This window comes from Microbacterium sp. Z12_35, assembly GCF_058310475.1.
Genome location: NZ_JBZEGJ010000001.1, coordinates 552213 through 576545 on the forward strand (window position 1 = coordinate 552213; position 24333 = coordinate 576545).

The following is a 24333-nucleotide window of genomic DNA, read 5'->3' on the forward strand; positions in this document are numbered from 1 at the left end:
GCATGTGCCGTGACCGACGTACCTCAGCGCAAGACGCTCACCGAGAAGCTCGGGGTCGACATCGACCCCGAGCTTCTGTCACTGGCCCTGACACATCGGTCGTTCGCGTACGAGAACGGCGGCATCGCGCATAACGAGCGCCTCGAGTTCCTCGGTGACTCGGTGCTCGGGCAGGCGGTGACGGTACGGCTGTTCACGCAGCATCCCGACCTGGACGAGGGCGAACTGGCCAAGCGGCGCGCGAGTGTGGTGTCCACGGTGGCGCTGGCGGAGATCGCGCGGGCCATCGGCCTCGGCGCCCATCTGCTGCTCGGCCGAGGCGAAGACCTCACCGGGGGGCGCGACAAGGATTCGATCCTGGCCGACACCATGGAGGCGGTGATCGGCGCCACGTATCTTTCCGCCGGGCCCGACGCTGCCACGGCGCTGGTGCTGCGCCTCACCGAGCCTCTGCTGGCCGATCCCGACCGCTACGGCGCGGCGATGGATCCCAAGACCAGCCTGCAAGAGCTTGCCGCGCGGCGCGGACTTTCTGCCCCCGCCTACAAGGTCGACGCCCGCGGGCCCGACCACGACCGGCGCTTCACCGCGACCGTGCTCGTGGGCGAACTCGCCGGGGTGGGAGAGGGATCCAGTAAGAAGCAGGCCGAGATGGCTGCCGCCCTCACCGCATGGCGTGAGCTCAGCGCCCATGCCTGAACTCCCGGAAGTCGAGGTCGTTCGTGCCGGTCTCGCTCCCGCCTTGACCGGAGCCCGTATCGCCGGCGTGTCGGTACGCGACCCGCGGGCACTGACTCGCCACGACGCACCGGGGGAGGCGTTCGAAGCGGCGCTCATCGGCCGGACCATCGAAGGCGTGGCGCGGCGGGGGAAGTTCCTCTGGCTGCCGCTGGCGGACGATTCGGAGGCGGTCATCGCGCACCTCGGGATGAGCGGCCAGCTGCTGCTGCGGACGCCCGGTGCGGCACCGGAGCGGCACGAGCGCATCCGCATCGATGTGGAGCATCCCGACCACGGCGAGCTTGCGGTGGCGTTCGCCGATCAGCGCACGTTCGGCTCGCTCGCCATCGACGACCTGGTGCCGACCCCCGACGGTGCTCCCGGCGGACGCGGGAGCGAGCGGGCGGAGGTGCCGGTGCAGGTCGCGCACATCGCCCGTGACCCGCTCGACCCTGCCTTCGATGAGGGTCGTTTCCGCGCGGCACTGGCCCGCAAGAACTCCGGCATCAAGCGCGTGCTCCTGGATCAGACCACCGTGAGCGGCATCGGCAACATCTACGCCGATGAGGCACTGTGGGCCTCCCGCCTTCACCCTGAGACGCCGGCGCGGAGCCTGTCCGCACGCGCCGTCGGGCGCCTGCTGGCCGAGGTGCGTGCGGTCCTGGACAAGGCCCTCGCCGAGGGCGGGACGAGCTTCGACGCGCAGTACGTGAACGTCAACGGCCAAGCGGGATACTTCGCCCATTCGCTGAACGCCTACGGCCGCACCGGCAAGCCCTGTCCACGATGCGGCCGGCCCCTCGTGCGCGCATCGTTCATGAACCGCTCGAGCCACTACTGCCCGCGCTGCCAGCGACTCCCGCACGCGCGGACGGTCAGTCCGCAAGAACCTTCTTCCACGCTCCCTCGTAGGCGATAGGCGCGAACCCGATCGCTTCGTTGATGCTGAGCATGGGCCGGTTCTCCTCGGCGTTGGACGTCAGCACCCGCGGCGAGTTCGGGGCGATGTCCAGCCACGCGAGAAGCGCCGCGCACTTGACCAGCATGCCCAGCCGGTGGCCGCGGTGCTCGGAGAGGACGAGCGTGTCCTCCTGCGACGTGGCTTGCGTGGGGTCGTTCCCGATGACGAGCTCGTTGAAAGCCACGACGTCGCCCGAGTCCACGTGTTGCGCCGCCGTGACGAGCATCGTTCTGCCTGCGTCGAGGTAGACCCGCTCGTGGCGCCGCAGGCGGTCCGCATCCCACGTCTCCTCGTCGAACTCGAGCATCCCCGCCGGCACATCCGTCGCCATCCGCGACTTCATCCACGCGTAGCCGTCGACGAACTCCGGCGGCGTCGGAAGCTGCCACTGAACGACGCGATATCCCGCGGAAGCCCGGGTGGCGTCCTGGAGCAGCCCGTCCAGGTGGCGACGCAGCTGCGGATCAGCCAGGTCGAGGGCGCTGTTGCGTTCGACCTGCTCGAGCGAATGGCCGGTGCGGAGATAGAACCGCGCGGCGTGGTCGTGCGGGATACTGCCGAAACCGGTCGGTGACGAGATGCGCGGGCCTTCGGCCTCCGGATGCTGCGCCCACGACTGCAGCACGGTGCGCCCATGGCCGCGGGCGGTGCGCTCGACGAGGTCATAGGCGGCGGTGCCGATCCCGCGTCCCCACACCGCGCGGCGCAGCTCGATCAGCCAGTAAGCCACGCGGGATCCGGGCTCGCGGGGGATGTCGACGCCCACGCGGCCGACGATCTCGCCGTCCAGCACGGCCACCCAGACGAGCCGCAGTTCGGTGGGGTCGGGGGCGTACGCGGGCAGCAACTCCTGCGGAGCCAGACGGAAGTCGCCGTGTCCGGAGATCTCCTCGTACACGATGTTGCGCACGCGAACCATCTCGATGAAGTCGGCGGCGTCGTCGTCGTCGATGGTGGTGGGCAGGGTCAGCGGGCGCAGCTCGAGGCCGGCCGGGGTGGTGCTCATCGGAATGTCTTTTCGTCGGAGTGGATCGGTGCGCCGGGGACCGCAGAACCTGCAGTCCCCGGCGCGGATAGCGAAGGTCAGGTGCGCACCGTGAGGAGAGCCGCGAGCTTCTGTCCCGCGCGCTCGCGGAGCTCCCGATCGCGGAGGGCGGCGAGGCGCCGCGTGTGGTCGGCGTGCTCCGGGAGGGGGAGGGCCGTGCTGCGTGTGCTCCGCAACAGGAGCCACAGCCCGACCCGCAGCGACAGCCGGTCGATCGCTGAGAGAGGCTGCGGGAGCGACCGCAGGTCGTTGAGCGTGCGTTGGTTCTCGGAGTCCAGAGCCCGTACGCGCGGAAGGGTGGTATTCATGGCTGTTTCTTTTCGAGCGAAGGAAAGGGGCGTGCCCGGAGTCGGGCGGATGGCCGCAGAGAAGTGCGACGGGAATGGGCGACGCGGAGTCGCACAGGGCGGCGACGAAACCCGCGCGGTGATCGACCCCGCCGAAAAGGCGGAGTCTTCCCCCGGGGGTGGGTCAGCCGGCGAGGCCGGGGAGGGCGCGGAAGGAGCCGATCACCCCGGTGCCGAATGGCATGCTGGTGGGTGCGACGCGGTGCGCGATTCGCTGAATCATCTGGGGTGACCTCCTCTCAACTTCGAACGCGATCTGTGACGCTAGCGGATCTCCGCGGGGCGCGTCAAGGGATCTCCCAGAAAACCCAGGCCGCCGGGCGTGTCGTCCCGAGCCGAGTCGGCGGGTGTACGGCACGCCGTGCGAGGTCAGCGGTGCAGGTCCGATACCGTGAACCGGTGAGAATGCCGGTCGGGAAGGCGCATCCATGCACCTGAAGAGCGTGACGATGAAGGGCTTCAAGTCGTTCGCGCAGCCCACGACGTTCGCGTTCGAGCCGGGCGTGACCTGCATCGTCGGGCCGAACGGGTCCGGAAAGTCCAATGTGGTCGACGCTCTCGCGTGGGTGATGGGCGAGCAGGGTGCCAAGACCCTGCGCGGCGGGAAGATGGAAGACGTCATCTTCGCCGGCACCTCCACGCGTGGACCGCTCGGGCGGGCCGAGGTGCAGCTCACGATCGACAACAGCGACGGAGCGTTGCCGATCGAGTACTCCGAGGTCACCATCAGCCGCACCCTGTTCCGAACCGGTGCGAGCGAGTACGCGATCAACGGAGACACCTGCCGGCTGCTCGACGTCCAAGAGCTCCTCAGCGACTCGGGGCTCGGCCGTGAGATGCATGTGATCGTCGGGCAGGGCCGGCTCGACAACGTCCTTCAGGCCACCCCCGAGGACCGCCGCGGCTTCATCGAGGAGGCGGCCGGCATCCTCAAGCACCGCCGCCGCAAGGAAAAGACCCTGCGCAAGCTGGACGCGATGGAGGCGAACCTGACGCGCCTGAGCGACCTGGCCGGAGAATTGCGCCGCCAGCTCAAACCTCTGGGGCGTCAAGCCGAGATCGCCCGGGAGGCAGCCACCATCGCCGCGATCGTGCGTGACGCCAAGGCGCGCCTGTTCGCCGACGAACTGGTGGCCCTGCGCACACAGCTCGCGGACCACGCGCGAGCCGAGAGCGAGCGGCACACCGAACGGGTCGTTCTCCAGGACCAGGCCGAGAACCTGCGGGCGCGGATCGAGCGGCTGGAGAACGACCAGCGCTCCGAGGCAGTGGATCGAGCGCGACGCGTGTCCTTCGCGCTGGAACAGGTGCAGGAGCGCCTGCGCGGTCTGTATTCCCTCGCCGGTCAGCGGCTCGCGCTGCTCTCCGCGGACGGGGACGACCCGTCCGGGTTCACCCCCACGGTGTCCCGCGGGATGATCGACGACGCACGCGCCGAGATCGACGAGATCTCGGCCGGACTGGGGGATGCCCAGGATGCGGCCGCCGATGCTTCGCGCGCCGTGAGCCGGGCTCGCGCGGAACTGGACGCGCTGGACGTCGACATCGCCGCGCAGAGCGCCCTCGTCTCCGAGCATGACATGCGCATCAGCACGCTGCGCGGAACGGCCGAGGCTGCGGCGTCGGCGCTCGGAGCCGTACGGACGGCGGTGGAGCGCCAGCAGCGCGCGCTGGATGCGGCGCTCGTGCGGCGGGCAGAGGCCGAAGCGGAATGGGAAGGGCTCGACCCTGAGCTCGCGCCCGAGGAGTCGGCGGCCGAGCATGCCGCCGCGTACGAACGCGCCCAGCGGGATGCCGCCGATGCGGAGACGACGGTCTCCGAACTTCGCGACCGGCTGCACGCCGCCGAGCGCGAAGTGGAGGCTCTGACCGCGCAGACCACCGCGCTCGGGCGCGCTCTGGATGTGCGCAACGCCGCCGCCGAGCTGGTTTCGGGGGGCGGTCGCGGCATCCGCGGTCTCGTCAGCGACGCCGTGAAGGTGCAGCCCGGGTTCGAGGCGGCGATCGCGGCGGCGCTCGGTCCTCTCGGTGAGGGCCTGCTCGTCGACACGCGGGACAACGCCTTCGCTACCGCGGAACTCGCCCGTGACAGCGACCTGGGGGTGGTGGATATCGCGGCGGCCGACGTCTCCGCCATGCCCGTCGAACTCCCGGCCATCCCCGGCATCGTGTCGGCCGCCGATGTGGTGACCGCCCCGGAGGGTGTGCGGGGCATCCTCGGTTCGGTCCTCATCGCCGACGACCTGCCCACCGCGCGTGCCGCGCTGGAACGACTGCACTCGGTGGCCGCTTCCGTCACTCTGGTGACCCGCGCCGGCGAAGTGATCACCGCCTTCACGCTGCGCGCAGGCTCGGGGGCGGGGCGGTCGCGGCTCGAACTCGCCGCCGAGCGGGATACAGCGGCTGAGCGCCTGACGGAGATTTCGGTGGTGGCCGATTCGCTGAGAGAGGCCCTTGCCGATGCGGTCTCCACTCATCACACGGCACGCCAGCGCGCGCGGGAGGCTCTGGCGGCGCTGCGAGCGCAGGACGCGGCTCTCGCCGCACACGCCGAGAAGGTGAACCGCGCGAGCGTGCGGCACGAGGCGGCGGTTGCCGAATGCGACCGACTCGTCGCAGGCCTCGTGCCGGCGCAGGCGGCCGTCACCGACGCCGAGTCGGCGGAGCGAGCCGCGCGGGATGCGCTGGCGCGCGCGTTGGAAGCTCCCCGGCCGATCCTGGACGCGTCGGCCCGTGAAGGCATGCTCGCTGCGCTGGAGGCGGCGCGTGACGCCGAGATGCGGGCACGCCTCGACGTGGAGACCCTCCGCGAACGCGTGCGCGCGGGCGAGGCCCGCGTCGTGCAACTCGAGCGGCAGCGGGAGCGCGAACGCGTTGCGGCGGAGGAGGCCGCTCGCCGGGCCGTTCTCCGGCGCGCGCAGCGCGAGATCGCCGCGGACGTGGCGAGGCAGCTGCCCCCACTGCTGGATTCCGTGGACCGTTCGGTGAGCCAGGCGCGGGTGGAATTGGCCGCGGCGGAGTCTGCGCGCACCGCGGTCACCGCAGAGCTGGCGGAGGCCCGGTCCCAAGACGCGGCCCTGCGTGAGCGGCTCAGTGCGCTCACGGAGAACGTGCACGGGTTGGAGCTGAAGATCCACGAGAAGCGTCTCCATGCCACGAGCCTGCTCGAACGCGTCTCCTCGGAGTTGGGTCTCGACGAAGACATTCTTGTTTCAGAATATGGTCCGGACCAGCCGGTGCCGTCGGACGCCCCTCCCGCGGACGGGGAGGAGCCGGAATCGACCCCCTTCGACCGGGCCGGCCAGCGACGTCGGCTCGCTGACGCGGAGCGCAAGCTGGGACAGCTCGGCCGTGTGAACCCGCTCGCACTCGAGGAGTTCGCCGCTCTCGAACAGCGTCACGCGTTCCTCACGGAGCAACTCACCGACCTCACGCAGACGCGCAAGGACCTCCTCACCATCATCGATGAGCTGGATGAGCGGATGCAGACGATCTTCCTGGCTGCCTTCGAAGACACCCGGAATGCGTTCACGGAGGTTTTCCCGATCCTCTTCCCCGGGGGAACCGGGAGCATCTCGCTGACCGACCCCGAATCGCCCCTGACGACGGGGATCGAAGTGTCGGTGCGGCCCGTCGGAAAGAAGATCGAGCGGCTGAGTCTGCTGTCGGGCGGGGAGAGGTCGCTGGCAGCGGTGGCGTTCCTCGTGGCGATCTTCCGCGCCCGCCCGAGCCCGTTCTACATCCTGGACGAGGTGGAGGCCGCGCTGGACGACGCGAACCTCGGGCGGCTGCTGGGCGTGTTCGAGCGTCTGCGCGAGAACAGCCAGCTCATCGTCATCACGCACCAGAAGCGCACGATGGAGATCGCGGACGCGCTCTACGGTGTGTCGATGCGTCAGGACGGCGTGTCTGCCGTGGTGGGGCAGCGGGTCGGCGATCGCGCTTCGGCCTGAGCGCGCGCCGTAGGCTGGACCCATGGCGGAGAACTCCTGGTCGCTCGGTCGCGCGCTGCGCGGTCTGTTCGTCAAGCCCACGATCGACGAGACGACATGGGAAGACCTCGAGACCGCCCTGCTGACCGCCGATTTCGGTCCCGACATCACGGAGCGCCTCGTCGATGAACTCCGCGAGAAGGTCGACCGATATCGCACGACCGACCCCCGCGACCTTCAGCGCATGCTGCGGGAGACGCTCGAAGAGCACTTCGCGAAGTTCGACACCACGCTGCGCTTGACCGAGCGCCCCGCCGTGGTGCTCGTCGTGGGCGTGAACGGCGTGGGCAAGACCACCACCATCGGGAAGTTCGCGAAGTTCTTGCAGCGCTACGGCCGCTCCGTCGTCGTCGGTGCCGCCGACACCTTCCGGGCGGCAGCGGTGGACCAACTCGCCACCTGGGCAGAACGGGGAGGGGCGACCATCGTCCGCCCGCAGCACGAGGGGCAGGACCCTGCATCCGTCGCCTTCCAGACCATCTCCTACGCGAAGGAGACCGGCACCGAGATCGTGCTGGTCGACACCGCCGGCCGCCTGCACACCAAAGGTGGGCTGATGGATGAACTGGGCAAGATCCGCCGCGTGGTCGAAAAGCAGGCGCCGATCAGCGAGGTGCTGCTGGTGCTGGATGCCACGACGGGGCAGAACGGCGTGATGCAGGCGCAGGCCTTCCTCGAGCATGCCGGCGTGACAGGTCTCGTGATCACGAAACTCGACGGCTCGGCCAAGGGCGGGTTCATCCTGGCGGTACAGGAGCGCACCGGCATCCCGGTCAAGCTCCTCGGTTCGGGGGAGGGGATCGGCGACCTGACCGGCTTCACCCCGCACGTGTTCGCGGCGTCCCTCGTCGACTGATGCTGCCGACTATCGCACGAGCGAAGGGACTGGTTTCATAGGGCCATGGCGATCGAGCACGACTTTTTCGGACTCCTCGAGTCGGGCCCGGACGGATCCATCTTCTGGTCGGAGAACGTCGAGCTCGGCGATCAGACCGTGACGGTCGATCTGACCGCTCCCGACCAGGACGACGTCTCCCAGGCCGCATTGGATGTGGCCGCAGCCATGGTGTCCTCGCTCGAGGGCATCGACGCGACCGCCCGCAACGCGATGGTGTCGGAGCTGGACGATCGCACGAGCGAGGTGATCGAGTACATCCTGCAGCAGCAGCAGGCGCTCGGAGACGAGCTCGAGGACCTGATGGTGGATGTCTCCGGCGACGTGCAGGTGGACGTCATCCGGTCTCTGCAGTTGATGAGCATGACGATCCTGGCCGACGAGCATGGCGGTTCCGAGCCGTTCGCGGTGCTGGAGTACGCCCTGGACCCCGACGCAACCGACGACGTTCTGCTGGTGAACCTCGCCTCCGACGGGTCGGTGCAGTCCGTCACGAGCGCGGACTGACCCCTCGGCTGCGCGTGCAGACCTTCCTGCCGTACCCTTCCTTCCTCGAGTCGGCGCGGGCGCTGGATGCGCCCAGGCTCGGCAAGCAGCGAGTCGAGACGTTCCAGCTCCTGCGGGCGAACACCGTGCCGGGCTACGGCTGGCGCCATCACCCGGCGGCGAAGATGTGGACTGGGTACCTGCCGGCGCTCGTCGCGTACGGCCTGGCGATGACCGACGTGTGGATCGCCTCGGGACGTGCGGACACGGTACGAGACAAGCTCCTGCTCTTCGCACCCGAGGTGGACGGGGTCGCACAGGCGGACCTGGTCCTGCCGCCCTGGCTCGGCGACGAGGCGTTCCACCTGTCGCACCGGTCCAACCTCCTGCGGAAGGACCCGGAGCACTACCGTCCGATCTTCGGGGACATCCCCGACGACCTGCCCTACATCTGGCCGACCGTCTGAGCGGGACCGTCGACGTCAGACGCCCTGCGCGAAACCTCGGTCGCCCGCAGGGAGGGCGGCCGCCGGGTCGGCGGGATCGATCTCGGGCGGGGGCGACGCCCGGCCCTCGTTGATGGATGCAGCCCAACAACACATCGCGCGAGGGAGCGCCGGCGATAACCTGGGGACATGCCGACGGAGAGCCGCACCGGTCGCCCCCGGGCGTCGTCACGCGAGACGCTCGCCGAAGCCGCCTGCGAACTGTTCCTCGAACGCGGCTACCACTCGACGTCCGTGACGGACATCACCACCCGGGCCGGCGTCAGCCGCTCGAGCTTCTTCAACTACTTCGCGACCAAGGGCGATGTCTTCTGGGCGGCCCTGGATGAGCGCATCGCGGCCCTCGCCGACCGGCTGCGCGCCGACGATTCCGACACCCTCGCTGCCATCCCGACCGCAGTCGCGTCGCTGGCCGACGGGTTCCGCCCCGACAGCCTCGCGCTGGCGCTCGGGCAGGCCGAGACGATGGGGATCGGCGAGGACCTGCAGCGCGAGGCGGGGGTGCGGCGCGCGCGGATTGCGGATGCGGTCGCCGAACGGTTGCGGCGCGGAGGCGTCGAGCCCCTCCGTGCCGAGGTCATCGGAGCGGCCTACGGCGGGGCGGTGCTCGCGGCCATCTCGCGCTGGGCGGCGTTGGGCCCCGGCCGCACGAACCTCGCCGACATCCTCAGTCAGGCCCTCGACTGCGTGCCGCGGTGATCCCCGGCGGAGCGGGTGGCGCGCTCGCGTAAACTTGCCGCATCATGGCTACCTTCGGCACGCTCTCCGACCGGCTCACCGAGACCTTCCGCAACCTTCGCACCAAGGGCAAGCTCACGCCTGCCGACGTCGACGGGACGGTTCGAGAGATCCGTCGCGCCCTGCTCGACGCCGACGTCGCTCTCCCCGTCGTGAAGGAGTTCACCGCGGCGATCCGCGAGCGTGCACTCGGCGACGAGGTCAGCAAGGCCCTGAACCCTGCACAGCAGGTGGTGCAGATCGTCAACGAGGAGCTCGTCGGCATCCTCGGTGGTCAGCAGCGTCGACTGCAGTTCGCGAAGAACCCGCCCACCGTGATCATGCTCGCGGGCCTTCAGGGGTCGGGGAAGACGACTTTCGCCGGAAAGCTCGCACGTTCGCTCGAGAAGGACGGGCACACGCCGTTGCTGATCGCGGCCGACCTGCAGCGACCGAACGCCGTGAACCAGCTGCAGGTGGTCGCCGAGCGTGCGGGTGCGGCGATCTACGCTCCCGAGCCGGGCAACGGGGTCGGCGACCCCGTCAAGGTCGCCCGTGACGGGGTCGAGTACGCACGTCGCTCTCAGCACGACACCGTCATCATCGACACCGCCGGCCGGCTGGGCGTCGACGCCGAGCTGATGAAGCAGGCCGCGAACATCCGCAACGCCACGGATCCGGACGAGGTCCTGTTCGTCATCGACGCGATGATCGGTCAGGACGCCGTCAACACCGCCAAGGCGTTCCAGGAGGGTGTGGACTTCACGGGCGTCGTGCTTTCCAAGCTCGACGGTGACGCCCGCGGTGGTGCGGCGCTCTCCGTCGCATCCGTCACCGGCCGCCCGATCATCTACGCCTCCACGGGGGAGGGACTCGACGATCTCGAGCCCTTCTACCCGGACCGGATGGCGTCGCGCATCCTCGACCTCGGCGACATCCTGACCCTCATCGAGCAGGCGCAGGCCGCGTTCGACGAGGAAGAGGCGATGAAGGTCGCCGAGAAGCTGGCGACGGAGACCTTCACGCTCGAGGACTTCCTCGAGCAGATGCAGCAGATGAAGAAGATGGGCTCCATGAAGAAGATGCTCGGGATGCTCCCGGGCATGGGGTCGATGAAGCAGCAGCTGGAGGACTTCGACGAGCGTGAGATCGACCGCACGGAGGCGATCATCCGCTCGATGACACCGGGGGAGCGGCGGAACCCGAAGGTGCTCAACGGCTCCCGTCGCCTGCGCATCGCGCGCGGCTCCGGTATGACCGTCACGGACGTGAATTCCCTCGTCCAGCGGTTCGAACAGGCCGCGAAGATGATGAAGACCATGGCCCGGGGCGGTGTGCCGAACATTCCCGGGATGGGCCCCGTGCCCGGCGCGGGGCGCCCCGGCGCATCCGCCAAGCGGGGAAAGCAGCAGAAGGCCAAGGGATCCCGGTCGGGCAATCCGGCCAAGCGCGCGGCCGAGAACGCGGGGATCGCCGCGGCTGCCCCCGCAGCGCCGTCCGGCTCCGGCTTCGGGCTCGGCGGCGGTGCCGGCGGCGGTGCGGGCGCGGGTCCCGCCGCGCCGCCGAGCGAGGCCGACCTCGCCGAGCTCCAGAAGCTCCTCGGCCGGGGCTGACCCCGCCCGCATCCGCCGCGGGTCTGACCCCGCCCCATCCACCATGCGGGGGCGAGTTCAGGAGTTTTGGCGGAGACAGGCCGCTGCAGGCGAATCGAGCCTGTGTCGGCCACATCTCCTGATTCGGCGACGCGGGGATGGCTCCGGGGGTCGGCACCGCCTGCGCTCGCCGCGGGCGCGCGGCCCGACCCGCCCGCATCCGCACTACCGTGTGACGAGTTCAGGAGTTTTGGCGGAGACAGGACGGAATCGGCGAATCGAGCCTGTGTCGGCCGCATCTCCTGATTCGGGGACGCAGGGATGGCTCCCGGGGCTGACGTCGCCTGCATTCTCGCCGCCGGCGCGGCGCCGGGCCGACCCGCCCGCATCCGCCGCCGGGGCCCGACCGCGCCCGCATCCGCCGTGCCGGTTCACGAGTTCAGGAGTTTTGGCGGAGACAGGCCGATGCAGGCGAAACGAGCCTGTGTCGGCCACATCTCCTGATTCGGCAACGCGGGGATTAACCCCTGTCCGAACCCGGGCGGCCGGCCGGACCGGCGAGCAGGCGGCGTCAGGGAGCGACGGAACGCAGGTGCTCGCGCAGGGTGGGACCGCTGCGGAACTCCCGGATCAGGTGCTGTACGACCTCACGGAGGTCGCCGTCCGCGGCCTCGGCGACCGCGATCTGGCGCGCCGAGCTGCCTCCGGTGGCAAGGATGGTGTCCAGCGCCGCGAGTTCGCGCCCGCACTTCAGCTCCACGGCGATATCGGTGACCTCGGCGATGGTCTCGCGGAGATGCTCGACGACCGGCGCCTGCCGTCCGTCGGCATCGACGATGATCCGCGCGCCCAGGCCGTACCGCGCCGCCCGCCACTTGTTCTCACGGATGTACCAGGGCGGGATGCGGGGGATGGGGCGGCCCTCGTCGAGGTCGCGGGAGAACCGCTCGACCAGCGACTGAATGAGCGCGGCCACGGCGGCGAGCTCCGGGAGCGTGGACATCCCGTCGCACGCCCGCACTTCGATCGTGCCCCACCGGGGGGCCGGCCGGACGTCCCAGCGGACCTCTGTCGCATCGGCGATGACTCCGGTGCGCGTCATGTCGTCGATGTATGCCTCGTACTGGGCCCAGTTCTCCAGCTGCCACGGCAGTCCCGCGGTCGGGAGTTGCTGGAATACGAGTGCGCGGTTGGAGGCGTACCCGGTGCGCTCACCCGCCCAGAACGGGCTCGAGGCCGATAGCGCCTGAAGGTGCGGCAGGTACACCGACAGTGCGTCGATGAGGGGGAAGACCTTGTTGACGTCCTCAACCCCCACGTGCACGTGGATGCCCCAGATCATCATGTTGCGCCCCCACCACTGGGTGCGCTCGATCAGCTTGTGGTACCGCGTCTTGTCCGTGACCTCCTGATCGAACCACTGGGCGAACGGATGGCTGCCGGCGCACAGCAGCTCCACGCCGCGGGGCTCGGTCTCGGTCCGTACGGCGGCGATGGCGTCGCCGATGTCGTCAACGGCCGCAGCCACCGTGCCGCCGATCCCGCTGGTCAGCTCGATGGTGTTGGTCAGGAGCTCCTGCGTGATGGTGAAGCGCTCGAGCTTCGTGCGCTCCTCGAGCGGCGGCACGATGTCGGGCGCACGCGGCACCAGATCACCGGTCTCGCGGTCGGCGAGCATCAATTCCCACTCGATCCCGACCGACGAACGTGCAGAGGGCGCGAACGGGACCGTCATGGCGACAGTCTGGCATGGGAGGCGGCACGACCCCGCGTTTCGCGGCATCCGCAGATGTCTGGCAGAATAGAGGGCTGGACCGTCTGCTCGACCCTCTATCCAGCCTCGGTCCAACCATTTGAGCTTCCGCCGGATGCGTACCCCACTCCGGCGACCAGTTCGTCACTTCCATATCACCAGGAGAATCGTGGCTGTCAAGATCCGTCTCAAGCGTCTCGGAAAGATCCGCGCGCCCTACTACCGCATCGTCGTTGCCGACTCGCGCACCAAGCGCGATGGTCGTGTCATCGAGGAGATCGGCAAGTACCACCCCACGGAGGAGCCCTCGTTCATCGAGGTCGACTCCGAGCGCGCGCAGTACTGGCTCGGCGTCGGCGCACAGCCGACCGAGCAGGTCGCCGCACTGCTGAAGCTCACCGGAGACTGGGGTCGCTTCAAGGGCGACGAGAACGCCGTCTCGACGGTCAAGGTCGCCGAGCCGAAGCAGCCGTTCGAAATCGACTCGGCCAAAAAGTCCGTCGTGAAGCCCAAGGCGGAGAAGAAGGCGCCCGAGGCCCCCGCCGCGGACGCCGACGCCGCTGCGGCGTCAGACTCCGAGTAATCCGTTGCTCGCCGCCGCGCTCGAGCACGTCGTCAAGGGGATCGTCGATCACCCGGACGATGTCGCCATCACCTCCAGCACATCTCCTCGCGGTGACGTGCTGGAGGTACGCGTGCACCCGGATGACCGGGGCCGCGTCATCGGGCGCGGCGGACGCACGGCCAAGGCCCTGCGCACCCTGATCTCGGCGCTCGCGGACGGTCGTCGCGTTCGCGTCGACGTCGCCGACGACTGATGTCGGACGCCGCTCCGTCCCGTTCCCCGAAACCCGCGCGCACTCAGCTGCGCGTGGGGCGCCTCGTGAAAGCCCACGGGCTCAAGGGCGCGTTGAAGCTCGAGCTCTACACCGATGACCCGGACGGCCGATTCACCCCGGGAGCGACATTCACGCTCCAGGTGCCGACCGCGTCGCCGTGGCACGGTAAGTCACTCACCGTCCGCGAGTTCAAGTGGATGAACAGCCACGCCGTCGCCTTCTTCGAAGGCGTGGACGATCGGTCCGCCGCCGAGGAGCTTGTTCGTGCCATCCTGTGGATCGACGAGGATGCTTTGGCCTCACCCGCCGAAGACGACGCGTGGTTCGATCACCAACTGGTGGGCCTCGACGTCATCCGCGACGGCGAGATCGTCGGGCGCGTCGCCCGGGTCGACCACATGCCGGCGCAGGACCTGCTGATCGTGACGGTGGGGGAGCGCGAGGTCCTGGTCCCCTTCGTGAAGGCTCTCGTCCCCGAGGTGGACGTCGTCGGCGGCCGTGTCGTCGTCACTCCGCCTCCCGGTCTCTTCGAAGACCTGCCGGGGGCCTCCGATGAGCCGGAGCCGGGAACCGTCGACGAAACGGTGACCGAGGACGGCGACCGGGAGGACTGACGTGCGCATCGACGTCGTCTCGATCTTCCCGTCGTTCTTCGACGCGCTCGAAGTCTCTCTCCTGGGTAGGGCTCGCGGGGCGGGCCTGCTCGACATCCGCGTGCACGACCTGCGCGACTGGACGCACGATCGTCACCGCACCGTCGACGACACCCCGTACGGGGGCGGAGCGGGCATGGTGATGAAGCCGGAACCCTGGGGCGAGGCCCTCGAGGAGATCGCGCGGGATGCGGCGGACCGCCCCGTGTTCGTCTTCCCCTCTCCCGCGGGCGAGGTGTTCCGTCAGTCCACCGCCCGAGAGCTCGCCGAGGCCCCGCACCTCGTCTTCGGATGCGGGCGCTACGAAGGCATCGACGAGCGCGTCTTCGCGGAGGCGGCGAGCCTGGGCGACGTCCGGCTGGTGAGCCTCGGCGACTACGTCCTCAACGGCGGCGAGGTGGCCGCGATGGCGATGATCGAAGCGATCGGACGGCTCATCCCCGGCGTCGTGGGCAATCCGGCCAGTCTCGTCGAGGAGTCCCACGAGGACGGCCTGCTGGAATACCCCTCCTACACGAAGCCCGCCGTCTGGCGCGGCCGGGAGGTTCCGCCCGTGCTGCTGAGCGGCAACCATGCCGCCATCGCCGCGTGGCGCCGCGAGCAGCAGCTGGAGCGCACGCGCGAGCGGCGCCCCGATCTCCTGGGCGACTGAACCGAGAGCGGGTGTCAGTCCACGCCGAGGAACGAGCGGTCGGTCAGCACGATGGGGCCGTCCTCGGTGATGGCAACGGTGTGCTCGGAGTGCGCACCCCGTGAGCCGTCTGCGCTGCGCAGCGTCCAGCCGTCGGGGTCGGTGATCAGCCGGTCGGTGGTGGCCAGGAACCAGGGCTCGAGCGCCAGGACGAGCCCCGCCCGCAGCGGGTAGCCGCGGCCCGGCTTGCCGTCGTTCGGGACGTGCGGGTCGCCGTGCATCTCCCGGCCGACCCCGTGCCCACCGAAGTCGGTGTTGATGGAGTACCCGTCCGCGTGGGCGACCGCGGCTATCGCGGCGGAAATGTCGCCGATCCGGTTGCTGACGACGGCCGAAGCGATGGCCGCATCCAGAGCACGCTCGGTCGTGTCGATGAGAGCGAGGTCTTCGTCGCGAGGGGTGCCCACGACGAAGGAGACAGCGGAATCGGCGACCCATCCGTCGATCGACACGGCGAAATCCAGAGAGACGAGATCGCCGTCGCGGAGCGCGTAGTCGTGAGGAAGGCCGTGCAGCACGGCGTCATTGATCGACGTGCAGATGACCTTGCCGAACGGGCTCGCCCCGAAGGACGGGTGGTAATCGATATAGCAGGACTCCGCGCCGGCGCGGCGGAGGAGATCGTGTGCGCGACGGTCGATGGCCAGGAGGTTGGTCCCCACCTTCGTTTCCTCACGCAGGGTCGCCAGGGCCTCGGCTACGAACCGGCCGGCCGGCCGCATCGCCTCGATCTCCGCGGGGGTGCGCAACTCGATCATGGAAATCCTTCCGTCTGTTCCATTGTCGCGGATGCCCAAGCCGTGAGGATGCCGAGGGATGCGCCCGTCCCGGGCGGTGGGGAGGGCGGCGGCATTAGCATCAGGGGCATGTGGCTTCGACGGGCGTTCTTCTGGTGGCTCTTCCCGGCCGCCGTCGTGCTGCCGGTGTGGCTCCTGGCCGGGTGGATCGCCTTCGATGCGGGCGGGTGGGCCCTCATCTGGGTGCTCTTCCTGGCGATGCCCTCGGTGTTCTTCGGACAGATCGTGCTCGCACTACTGGTCCGTGCACGCAGCAGCGTGCGGGCTCTGCGGGCCGTGTCGTGGTGGGATGTGCTCGGGTTCGGGGTGTGGCACGTCCTCGTGATCGCCACGGGCTTTTTCAGTCCGGCGTGGTTCGGCATCGCTTTCGTGGCCGCCCTCGTCGGCGCGGTCGCCCTTTTCTGGCTGACGGTCTGGCAGCTCTGGCGCGAGGCGCGTGCCGGGGCCCAGTCGCTTCTCCGCGCGGCAGACGGCACCGGGTATCTCCCGCCATCGCAACCACCGCGGGCGGCGCCCACCGAAACTCCCGTGATCGTCGTCACGGAGCGACCCTCCGGCTCCTGACGGTTTGGGGCCGCACCACATCCATGGCAGAATGGATGTTTGTGTCCTGACCGGCTCTGCCTCAGGGGAGTCCGCCGCTTTCGCGGCCTCGGGCACATCCGAAACTATTCATACATCATGCGGTCGACCTGTGGCGGCCGCAGGAAGAGAAGATCATGCAGATCCTCGATGCCGTCGACGCGGCTTCACTCCGCTCGGACATCCCCGCCTTCGCTCCCGGCGACAACGTCAAGGTGCACGTGAACATCACGGAAGGCACCCGCTCGCGTATCCAGGTGTTCCAGGGCATCGTGCTCGGTCGCTCCGGCGATGGCGTGCGCGAGACCTTCACGGTTCGCAAGATCAGCTTCCAGGTGGGTGTCGAGCGCACCTTCCCGGTGCACAGCCCCGTCATCGACCACATCGAGGTCGTGACGCGCGGTGACGTGCGCCGCGCCAAGCTGTACTACCTCCGTGCCCTGCGCGGCAAGAAGGCCAAGATCAAGGAGAAGCGCGACCGCTGATCGCACTCCCGAGAAACGCCCCGGCATCGCCCGGGGCGTTTCGTCGTTTGTCGATGAACTGCGCCGACGATTGCCGCCGGTTGCGTGAGGTGTGCGACGCTTGGTGGGCGGTTCGCGTCGTCATGCGGGCCGGGTGAAGGATCCCATGAGCAGCGAGCAGACCGCATCCGCCCCCGCACGGGCCGAAGGCCAGGTCGGTGGGGAACGTGATCGCCGGCGCGGGCTGCTGATCTTCCTCCGCGACGTCCTGGTGATCGTCGTGATCGCGCTGCTCGTTTCGTTCCTGGTGAAGACGTTCCTGGTCCGCTCCTTCTACATCCCGTCCGCCTCCATGGCCCAGACGCTCCTCGTGAACGACCGCATCCTCGTCGATGAGATCACACCCCGCTTCGGGGAGTACGAGCGCGGCGACGTCGTCGTGTTCCGTGACCCGGGCGGTTGGCTCCCGCCCTCGAATGAGCCTGAGCGGCCGGCGATCGTCGAAGCCGGGGACTGGATCCTCTCGCTCGTCGGATTGTCAGCTCCCGACAGCGACGACCACCTCATCAAACGGGTGATCGGTCTGCCGGGTGACCACGTGGTGTGCTGCAACGCGCTGGGTCAGGTGACGGTGAACGGCGTGCCGATCGACGAGACCGATTACCTGAACCTGCCTCCCGGTCGCTCGGCCGCCGAACCCGTCCCGTACGACGTCGAGATTCCCGAGGGGTCGTTGTGGGTGCTCGGCGACAACCGAGACAGCTCGCGTGATTCGCGCTACAACCAGGACCAGCCGGGCCAGGGGTTCGTCCCGCTGGAGAACGTGGTCGGCCGGGCGTTCCTGATCACCTGGCCGCTGGGACGCTTCGGTGGCATCGACTTCCAGCACGATGCGTTCGCCGGCATCCCCGCCGCGGAGGACGCGCCATGACCGTCGTCGAGCCGCGACTCACCCTCGAGCGGCGGCTCTTGAAGGAGCATCCACTGATCATCGCGTGTGACGAGGTGGGGCGTGGCGCGTTGGCCGGCCCGGTCGCGGTGGGCGCCGCGGTCATCGACCCGGAACGCTCGCGCAAACGCGTGCCGGCGGGACTCCGCGACTCCAAGCTGGTCCCCGAGCCCAAGCGCGCCGACGTCGCGGCGCGGGCGGCGGGGTGGGTCGCGGCCAGCGCGGTGGGGTGGGCCAGTTCGATCGAGATCGACGAGGTCGGGATCATCCGCGCGCTCGGGCTCGCCGCCATCCGGGCGATCGCGGATCTGCGCGTCGCCGGGGTGGTGCCGGAGAGCGCCATCGTGATCCTCGATGGCAACTACGACTACATCACGCCGGCGGGTGCCACCGGCCTTCGGGTGACCCCCGTCATCAAGGCCGATCGCGACTGCGCCAGCGCCGCTGCGGCCTCGGTTATTGCGAAGGTCGCGCGCGACAACGTCATGACCGGCCTGCACGACGAGCTGCCCGCCTATCACTGGGCGCGTAACAAGGGGTACGCCAGTCCCGAACACCGCGAAGCGATCCGCTCGCATGGCGTGAGTGCGCATCATCGGCAGTCCTGGTCGATCACCGACGCCCCGACGCTTTTCTGAGCCCCTGCGTCCGGTGGCACGCCCACCGCGGGCAGTGCCGCTCGGCCTAGGATGGAGACACCATGGATGACGATGTCTTCGAGGATTACGACCGCGAACTCGAACTGGCGCTGTACCGCGAGTACCGCGATGTCGTCTCGCAGTTCCAGTACGTGATCGAGACCGAGCGACGGTTCTACCTCGCCAACGAGGTGAACGTCGTACGCCGCGACACCGAGCACGACTTCTACTTCGAGATCTCCATGACGGACGTCTGGGTGTGGGATATCTACCGCGCCGACCGCTTCGTGAAGTCCGTTCGCGTCCTCACCTTCAAGGATGTCAACGTCGAGGAGTTGTCGCGGCGGGACTTCCAGCTTCCCGAGGAACTCTCTCTCGACGGCTGAGCGACTTCTCCTCCCCAGGCGCGGCCCCGTCGAACTCATCCCCGGTTCCTTCCGCGGGCGCCCCGAGGGAGACGACCGGCCGCGAGGCTGGGCTGCATGGCAGCGAAAGACGACTTCGGGCGAGCGGGTGAGGAACGGGCGGCGGCCCATCTGCGCTCTGCGGGCTTCACCGTCATCGACCGCAATTGGCGGTGTCCACAGGGCGAGATCGACATCGTCGCCGTCCGCGGAAGAGACCTCGTCGTGGTCGAGGTCAAATCACGCCGGTCCGTGGCCTTCGGGCATCCGCTGGAGGCGATCGACGCGCGCAAAGCCGCCCGGCTGTGGCGTCTGGCACTTGCGTGGATCGTGGCGCACCCCGACCTGGCGCGGGGCCGTCGTCTGCGGATCGATGCGATAGCGCTCACCGGACCCGACGCGCCGACTGCGGTGCTCGAACACCTCGAGGACGCGCTGTGACGACCGCGAGGACGCTGTCGATCGCGCTGTCCGGCCTCAACGGAGCGGTCGTGGAGGTGGAGGCCGACCTCTCCCCGCAGACACCGGGCTTCCGTGTGATCGGGCTGCCGGACAAGGCCATCGGTGAGGCCGTGCAACGGGTGACAAACGCGTGCGCGAACCGGAACGTTCCCGTCCCGCGGCGCCGCCTCACGGTCAACCTGTCACCGGCCAGCCTGCCCAAACACGGTGCCGGCTTCGACGTCGCGATCGCCGTTGCGGCACTGGCGACCGAGCGTCAGATGGATGCGGCGCGGCTGGCGACGACCGTGCACATCGGCGAGCTGGGGCTCGACGGCCGGCTCCGTCCGCTTCCCGGGGTCCTTCCGGCGGTGCTGGCGGCCGCCCGGGCAGGAATCACCCGCGTCGTCGTGCCCTTCGCGAATCGGCAGGAGGCGGAACTCGTCGACGGCATCGAGGTTCTCGGGGCAACGTGCCTGGCCGACGTGCTGCGCTGGCACGGAGCCGAAGTGGACGCCCCGGATCTGGAGCCCGTCACCGCCGCCGCCGACGATTCCGGCGCGGCCGGAGACGTTCCCGACCTGGCCGACGTGATCGGGCAACCGGAAGCCGTCGAGGCGCTGGTGGTGGCCGCGGCGGGCGGACATCACCTGCTGATGAGCGGGCCCCCGGGGGCCGGAAAGACGATGCTCGCCCGACGGCTTCCAGGAATCCTGCCGCCCCTGGACGACGAGGCTGCCCTGACCGCGGCCTGCGTCCGGTCGCTGGCGGGCGCATCGGTGACCCGCCTCTCACGCGTGCCGCCCTGGGAAGCACCGCACCACAGCGCGACCGTGGGAGCTCTCGTCGGCGGCGGGTCGCGGGTGGTGCGGCCCGGCGCCATCGCGCGGGCCAGCGGCGGCGTGCTGTTCCTCGATGAGGCGGGCGAATTCGCGGCGTCAGCGTTGGATGCACTCCGCCAGCCTCTGGAGTCCGGCACCATCGCGATCCATCGGGCTGGAGCGGAGGCGTCCTATCCGGCTCGGTTCCAGCTCGTTCTGGCGACGAACCCCTGCCCGTGCGGTCAGTACGGCGTCCCCGGCGGCACGTGCGTGTGTCCGCCCTCGGCGATCCGCCGATACCTCGGTCGGCTGTCGGGCCCTCTGCTGGACCGCATCGACATCGAGCTGTCGCTGCGCCGCGTCTCCGTCGCACACCGCGACGTCGTCCCTGCGGCCGCGACCAGCGCCGCCGCGCGAGAACGGGTCCTGGCTGCCCGGGAGCGCACGTCGGCCCGGCTGTCCGAAACCCCATGGCGACGCAATGCCGACGTGCCCGGCAGCTGGCTGCGTCAGGGTCCCTTGGCCCCACCGCCGATCGTGCGGCGGCCGTTGGACGCGGCGCTTCACCGCGGTTCGCTCACACTCCGCGGGTACGACCGCGTCCTGCGGGTCGCGTGGACACTGGCTGACCTTGCGGGCCGAGCCGCCGTGGATGTGAACGACGTCGGCCGGGCGCTGTTCTTGAAGAGAGGAGTCACAGTGTGAGCATGTTCGACCTATCACCCGAACGCTCTGCCACGGAGCTCAGGGGCCTGTGGAATCGGTCCGGCGACGCCCGAGAGGCCTATGCCCGTGCGGTGTGGAGCGTTCTGACCGAGCCCGGCGACCGCGTCGCCGGCGTGCTGATCGCAACGCTCGGGGCTGCGGCGGCGCTGCGGCGGGCGATGACCGGCTTGATGGACGATACCGTCGACCTCGCGCCGCGGGAGTTCGCGGTCGCACGAGATCGGTGGATGCCGCGGGCGAACCCGGAGCTGGTGTCCGCTGCGCTGGAGAGAGCGCGCCGTGCGCACGTGCGTCTGGTGGTTCCCGGTGACCCGGCGTGGCCGACGCGGCTCGCCGATCTGGGCGACCACGCGCCGCACGCGCTGTGGCAGCGGGGGGACGTCGCCCCCGCCACGGCGGCACCGGCCGTCGCGATCGTGGGGGCGCGGGCCGCGACAGGGTACGGAGAGCACGTTGCGGCGGAGCTTGCGGCAGAACTCGCTGCCGACGGCATCACGGTGGTCTCCGGGGCTGCCTACGGGATCGACGGGGTCGCGCACCGCGCGGCCCTCGCCGCAGGCGGACTCACGACAGCGCTCCTGGCGGGCGGCGTCGACCGCCCCTATCCGTCAGGCCACGCCGACCTCCTGTCCCGCATCGCGCAAACGGGCATCGTTGCCAGCGAGACCCCGTGCGGCACCGCCCCCAGCAAGTGGCGTTTCCTCGCCCGCAACAGATTGATCGCCGCACTGTCGGACGCGACCATCGTGGTGGAGGCGGGCACGCGCAGCGGGTCGCTCAACACCGCCGCGCATGCAGCCTCCCTGGGGCGGGCGTTGGGGGCCGTGCCGGGCCCGGTCACCAGCGCTGCTTCAGCCGGCTGCCACCGCATCCTCCGCGAGTACGACGGCGTGTGCATCACCGGCCCCGACGATGTGCGTGAGCTCCTCGGGGTGACCGTCGCCGGCCCCGCGGGAGTGCCCGGACGCACCGACGACCTCACGCGGCTTCTGGATGCGGCCAGCACACGGGTATCCGCAGGGGCGGCCGAACTCGCCCGACGCAGCGGGCTGGCCATCGGCGAGGTCGAGGCACTCGTCGGGCTCGCCCTCCTGGATGGACGTCTCGTCGCCGACGGTGAGGGGTGGCGTCGCGCATCGAGCCGGTGACGCGCCGCGCGGCCGGGGCCGGGCTGGCCCATCGTGGGTCATCCTGGGGGAGTGCAGCTGCGCGCCGCGATCGATTCCTACCTCGCCCACCTCGCTGAGGTGCGGCGACTCGCCCCTGCGACGGTGAGGGCCTACCGTGCCGATCTGTACGACCTCGTCGCCTCCCTCGGCGATGCCCCGCTCCCGGGAATAGACGTCGAGCACCTCCGTGAATGGGCCTGGTCGGCTGCGCAGCAGGGCCTCGCGCGGAGCACCCTCGCGCGCCGGACGGCCGCCGTGCGGGGCCTCTTCCGGTGGGCTCTTGAGGAAGGGCTCGTCGCAACGGATCCCACCCTGCGGCTGGTGACGCCCAAACGCGGCCGCACGCTGCCGCATGTCGCGACGGCCGACGGGCTCCGCGAGGCTTTGGAGGCGGCCGCCGTCCGCGCCGTGGACGGCGACACGAGCGCCCTGCGCGATTCGGCCGTGCTGGAGATGCTCTACGGCGCCGGGCTGCGGGTGTCCGAGCTGTGCGGACTGAACGTCGACGACCTGGACCCCCACCGCCGCACGGTACGCGTGCTCGGAAAGGGCTCCAAGGAGCGCGTGGTGCCGTACGGCGGCGCTGCCGGTCGAGCGCTGGACGGCTACCTCGTGCGTGCGCGCCCCGTGCTGGCTGCGCGCACCGACACTGCCGGCGCAGCACTGTTCCTCGGTGCACGCGGACGCCGCCTCGGCCCGCGGACGGTCTACGACCTCGTCGCGCGCACGATCGGCCCGGTCGTGGGGTCGGCGGCGGTCGGTCCGCACGCCCTTCGTCATTCGGCGGCGACGCACCTGCTGGACGGGGGCGCCGATCTTCGGGCGGTCCAGGAGATCCTCGGCCATGCCAGTCTCGGCACCACGCAGATCTACACCCATGTGTCCAGCGAGCGACTCACCGAGGCCTATCGGCTCGCTCACCCGCGGGCCTGACACAGCGCGCCGACGAGGCGTAGCGTGTACACCATGCGCAAGCGACAGGCGGGTCTGGCAGCGGTCGCGCTGTCGGCCGCGATGCTCGTCGGGTGCTCCGCTTCGCCGTCGGGGCCGGCGGTCACGCGTCTGCCCAGCGACGGGGCGCGTCCGGTTCCCTCGACGTCTGCGAGCGCCGCTCCGACGGCGGAGTCATCCGCCGCCCCCCTCGCTCCCGGCGTCGCGCAGAACTGCGCAGGCTCGCCGGTGACCCTCACGGCGGACTCTCCGTCTCTCGTCCTGGCGGGCGACTGCCCCGATGTGCAGATTCAGGGGAACGACCTCCACGTGGATCTGACCACGGCCGACGTGGACATCGTGACGCTGGCGGGGGATCGCCTGACGGTGGCCCTGGATGATGCGGACTCGGTGACGGTTCAGGGCAACGAGGACACCGTCACCGCCGACGAGATCGACGTCCTCGTCGTCCGCGGCGACCGCAACTCGGTCACGGCCACCGACTCCATCGACAACGTCACCGTTCAGGGCAACGACAACACGGTGCGCGGGATGGATGACAGCGGCGCCGCATCCGACGAGGGCGCGCGCAACGTGATCGGATGACCTCGAGCGGCCTCTGCCGCACGGTCAACAGCAGGGCAGCAGCACCGCGCGGGGGACACCGCCCAGGAGCAGCAGCGGATTGATGTAGTCGCCGTTCAGGCGCACGCCGAAGTGCACCGTGGCCGGCTCCGCGTGCCCTCCCGCCGCCACGTCCGCCACGTCCTGCCCTCCGGCGACGACATCCCCAGATCGAAGAGTCGTCTCCACGGGCTCGAACGTGGTCACCAGCCCGCCCCCGTGATCGATCGTGAGCACACCGCGGTCGACGACGGCTCCAGCGAACGCCACGACTCCGTCCGCGGGTGAGCGCACAGCGCCCACTGCGGCGAGGTCGACGCCGCGGTGCCCGGCGCCGTAAGGAGTCGCGGGCGCCGCGAACGGCCGGCTGACCTGCACGGGAGTCACCGGCCATGTCCACGAGGTGTCCGCCGGCGTCGGTGATCCCGGCGCAACGATCCCGACGAACGCGACGGCCATGGCGACGGCGAAGCGGAGAGGATGCGACATCGCTCCAGCTTTCCTCCCGAGGGCCTGGGTGGCGGCGTCCAGCGGCGATGGGTGGATGGACTGCAGCGGCAAGCCGCCTGGGGAGGCGTGGCTGGTACAGTA

General features: G+C 69.9%; 27 protein-coding genes. 22 read left to right on the forward strand and 5 right to left on the reverse strand.

Features of this window, described 5'->3' with window-relative positions; all coding sequences use genetic code 11:
• The first annotated feature begins 9 nt into the window (after positions 1-9).
• Together rnc and mutM are read left to right on the forward strand one after the other, a co-directional pair.
• The gene (gene rnc, locus AC4FS1_RS02805; protein WP_491152451.1) at positions 10-699 is read left to right on the forward strand and encodes a ribonuclease III; all 690 of its coding nucleotides are present in this window, start codon (positions 10-12) and stop codon (positions 697-699) included.
• Positions 692-1639, forward strand: coding sequence for a bifunctional DNA-formamidopyrimidine glycosylase/DNA-(apurinic or apyrimidinic site) lyase (mutM, locus tag AC4FS1_RS02810; RefSeq protein ID WP_491152453.1), 948 nt, complete (start codon positions 692-694; stop codon positions 1637-1639). The genes rnc and mutM overlap by 8 nt, the downstream gene beginning before the upstream one ends.
• Here mutM and AC4FS1_RS02815 read toward each other — a convergent pair.
• Both AC4FS1_RS02815 and AC4FS1_RS02820 read right to left on the reverse strand, forming a co-directional pair.
• A complete protein-coding gene (locus AC4FS1_RS02815) occupies positions 1596-2687 on the reverse strand; it encodes a GNAT family N-acetyltransferase (RefSeq protein ID WP_491152455.1) in 1092 nt (363 codons plus the stop codon). The two genes, mutM and AC4FS1_RS02815, sit on opposite strands and share 44 nt — an antisense overlap.
• Before the next feature lie 77 nt (positions 2688-2764).
• On the reverse strand, positions 2765-3034 hold the full coding sequence (locus tag AC4FS1_RS02820) for a hypothetical protein (protein WP_491152457.1): 270 nt from the start codon (positions 3032-3034) through the stop codon (positions 2765-2767).
• Positions 3035-3501: 467 nt separating this feature from the next.
• Here AC4FS1_RS02820 and smc point away from each other — a divergent pair, with 467 nt between their 5' ends.
• From smc to ffh, 6 genes are all read left to right on the forward strand, one after another.
• A complete protein-coding gene (gene smc, locus AC4FS1_RS02825) occupies positions 3502-7026 on the forward strand; it encodes a chromosome segregation protein SMC (RefSeq protein WP_491152459.1) in 3525 nt (1174 codons plus the stop codon).
• Positions 7027-7048: 22 nt separating this feature from the next.
• The gene (gene ftsY / locus AC4FS1_RS02830; RefSeq protein ID WP_491152461.1) at positions 7049-7921 is read left to right on the forward strand and encodes a signal recognition particle-docking protein FtsY; all 873 of its coding nucleotides are present in this window, start codon (positions 7049-7051) and stop codon (positions 7919-7921) included.
• 45 nt (positions 7922-7966) lie between these two features.
• Positions 7967-8467, forward strand: coding sequence for a DUF2004 domain-containing protein (locus AC4FS1_RS02835; RefSeq protein WP_491152463.1), 501 nt, complete (start codon positions 7967-7969; stop codon positions 8465-8467).
• Positions 8468-8481: 14 nt separating this feature from the next.
• Positions 8482-8913: an MSMEG_6728 family protein gene (locus AC4FS1_RS02840; protein WP_491152465.1), complete on the forward strand. Its 432-nt coding sequence runs from the start codon at positions 8482-8484 to the stop codon at positions 8911-8913.
• A 168-nt stretch (positions 8914-9081) separates the two neighbouring features.
• The gene (locus AC4FS1_RS02845) at positions 9082-9651 is read left to right on the forward strand and encodes a TetR/AcrR family transcriptional regulator (protein WP_491152466.1); all 570 of its coding nucleotides are present in this window, start codon (positions 9082-9084) and stop codon (positions 9649-9651) included.
• Positions 9652-9695: 44 nt separating this feature from the next.
• A complete protein-coding gene (gene ffh / locus AC4FS1_RS02850) occupies positions 9696-11282 on the forward strand; it encodes a signal recognition particle protein (protein ID WP_491152468.1) in 1587 nt (528 codons plus the stop codon).
• Positions 11283-11832: 550 nt separating this feature from the next.
• Here the strand turns inward: ffh and AC4FS1_RS02855 are convergent.
• Complete coding sequence (locus tag AC4FS1_RS02855; RefSeq protein WP_491152469.1) at positions 11833-12996, reverse strand: glutamate--cysteine ligase; 1164 nt, start codon at positions 12994-12996, stop codon at positions 11833-11835.
• 187 nt (positions 12997-13183) lie between these two features.
• Between AC4FS1_RS02855 and rpsP the strand changes: the two genes are divergently transcribed.
• Genes rpsP through trmD form a run of 4 tightly spaced genes read left to right on the forward strand, consistent with a single transcriptional unit; the run spans position 13184 to position 15158 of the window.
• Positions 13184-13597 (forward strand): 30S ribosomal protein S16, encoded by a 414-nt coding sequence (rpsP, locus tag AC4FS1_RS02860; protein ID WP_491152471.1) that lies wholly within the window; start codon positions 13184-13186, stop codon positions 13595-13597.
• Between the two features lie 4 nt (positions 13598-13601).
• Positions 13602-13832, forward strand: a complete 231-nt coding sequence (locus AC4FS1_RS02865; RefSeq protein WP_491152473.1) for an RNA-binding protein — start codon at positions 13602-13604, stop codon at positions 13830-13832.
• Complete coding sequence (gene rimM, locus AC4FS1_RS02870; protein WP_491152475.1) at positions 13832-14467, forward strand: ribosome maturation factor RimM; 636 nt, start codon at positions 13832-13834, stop codon at positions 14465-14467. The genes AC4FS1_RS02865 and rimM overlap by 1 nt, the downstream gene beginning before the upstream one ends.
• 1 nt (position 14468) lies before the next feature.
• Complete coding sequence (gene trmD / locus AC4FS1_RS02875) at positions 14469-15158, forward strand: tRNA (guanosine(37)-N1)-methyltransferase TrmD (protein ID WP_491152477.1); 690 nt, start codon at positions 14469-14471, stop codon at positions 15156-15158.
• 14 nt (positions 15159-15172) lie between these two features.
• Here trmD and map read toward each other — a convergent pair whose 3' ends face one another.
• Complete coding sequence (gene map, locus AC4FS1_RS02880) at positions 15173-15955, reverse strand: type I methionyl aminopeptidase (RefSeq protein ID WP_491152480.1); 783 nt, start codon at positions 15953-15955, stop codon at positions 15173-15175.
• A gap of 108 nt (positions 15956-16063) precedes the next feature.
• Between map and AC4FS1_RS02885 the strand changes: the two genes are divergently transcribed.
• The 10 genes from AC4FS1_RS02885 to AC4FS1_RS02930 all read left to right on the forward strand — a co-directional run bounded on the left by AC4FS1_RS02885 (position 16064) and on the right by AC4FS1_RS02930 (position 23724).
• Positions 16064-16558: an MFS transporter permease gene (locus tag AC4FS1_RS02885; RefSeq protein WP_491152481.1), complete on the forward strand. Its 495-nt coding sequence runs from the start codon at positions 16064-16066 to the stop codon at positions 16556-16558.
• Between the two features lie 155 nt (positions 16559-16713).
• On the forward strand, positions 16714-17061 hold the full coding sequence (rplS, locus tag AC4FS1_RS02890) for a 50S ribosomal protein L19 (protein ID WP_491152483.1): 348 nt from the start codon (positions 16714-16716) through the stop codon (positions 17059-17061).
• A 145-nt stretch (positions 17062-17206) separates the two neighbouring features.
• On the forward strand, positions 17207-17971 hold the full coding sequence (lepB, locus tag AC4FS1_RS02895) for a signal peptidase I (protein WP_491152485.1): 765 nt from the start codon (positions 17207-17209) through the stop codon (positions 17969-17971).
• Positions 17968-18627, forward strand: coding sequence for a ribonuclease HII (rnhB, locus tag AC4FS1_RS02900; RefSeq protein ID WP_491152487.1), 660 nt, complete (start codon positions 17968-17970; stop codon positions 18625-18627). Before lepB ends, rnhB begins: the two co-directional genes overlap by 4 nt.
• Positions 18628-18689: 62 nt before the next feature.
• The gene (locus tag AC4FS1_RS02905; RefSeq protein WP_125132127.1) at positions 18690-19013 is read left to right on the forward strand and encodes a DUF2469 family protein; all 324 of its coding nucleotides are present in this window, start codon (positions 18690-18692) and stop codon (positions 19011-19013) included.
• 96 nt (positions 19014-19109) lie between these two features.
• Positions 19110-19472: a YraN family protein gene (locus AC4FS1_RS02910; RefSeq protein ID WP_491152488.1), complete on the forward strand. Its 363-nt coding sequence runs from the start codon at positions 19110-19112 to the stop codon at positions 19470-19472.
• Positions 19469-20998 carry a YifB family Mg chelatase-like AAA ATPase gene (locus tag AC4FS1_RS02915; RefSeq protein ID WP_491152490.1) on the forward strand — a complete coding sequence of 510 codons (1530 nt, stop codon included), beginning with the start codon at positions 19469-19471 and terminating at the stop codon, positions 20996-20998. Before AC4FS1_RS02910 ends, AC4FS1_RS02915 begins: the two co-directional genes overlap by 4 nt.
• Positions 20999-21000: 2 nt before the next feature.
• Positions 21001-22167, forward strand: a complete 1167-nt coding sequence (gene dprA / locus AC4FS1_RS02920; RefSeq protein ID WP_491152491.1) for a DNA-processing protein DprA — start codon at positions 21001-21003, stop codon at positions 22165-22167.
• 51 nt (positions 22168-22218) lie between these two features.
• Positions 22219-23121 (forward strand): tyrosine recombinase XerC, encoded by a 903-nt coding sequence (locus tag AC4FS1_RS02925; protein ID WP_491152492.1) that lies wholly within the window; start codon positions 22219-22221, stop codon positions 23119-23121.
• Between the two features lie 33 nt (positions 23122-23154).
• Positions 23155-23724 (forward strand): DUF3060 domain-containing protein, encoded by a 570-nt coding sequence (locus AC4FS1_RS02930; protein ID WP_491152494.1) that lies wholly within the window; start codon positions 23155-23157, stop codon positions 23722-23724.
• A gap of 24 nt (positions 23725-23748) precedes the next feature.
• Here the strand turns inward: AC4FS1_RS02930 and AC4FS1_RS02935 are convergent, their stop codons facing one another.
• Positions 23749-24231, reverse strand: coding sequence for a murein hydrolase activator EnvC family protein (locus AC4FS1_RS02935; protein WP_491152496.1), 483 nt, complete (start codon positions 24229-24231; stop codon positions 23749-23751).
• Positions 24232-24333 lie beyond the last annotated feature (102 nt).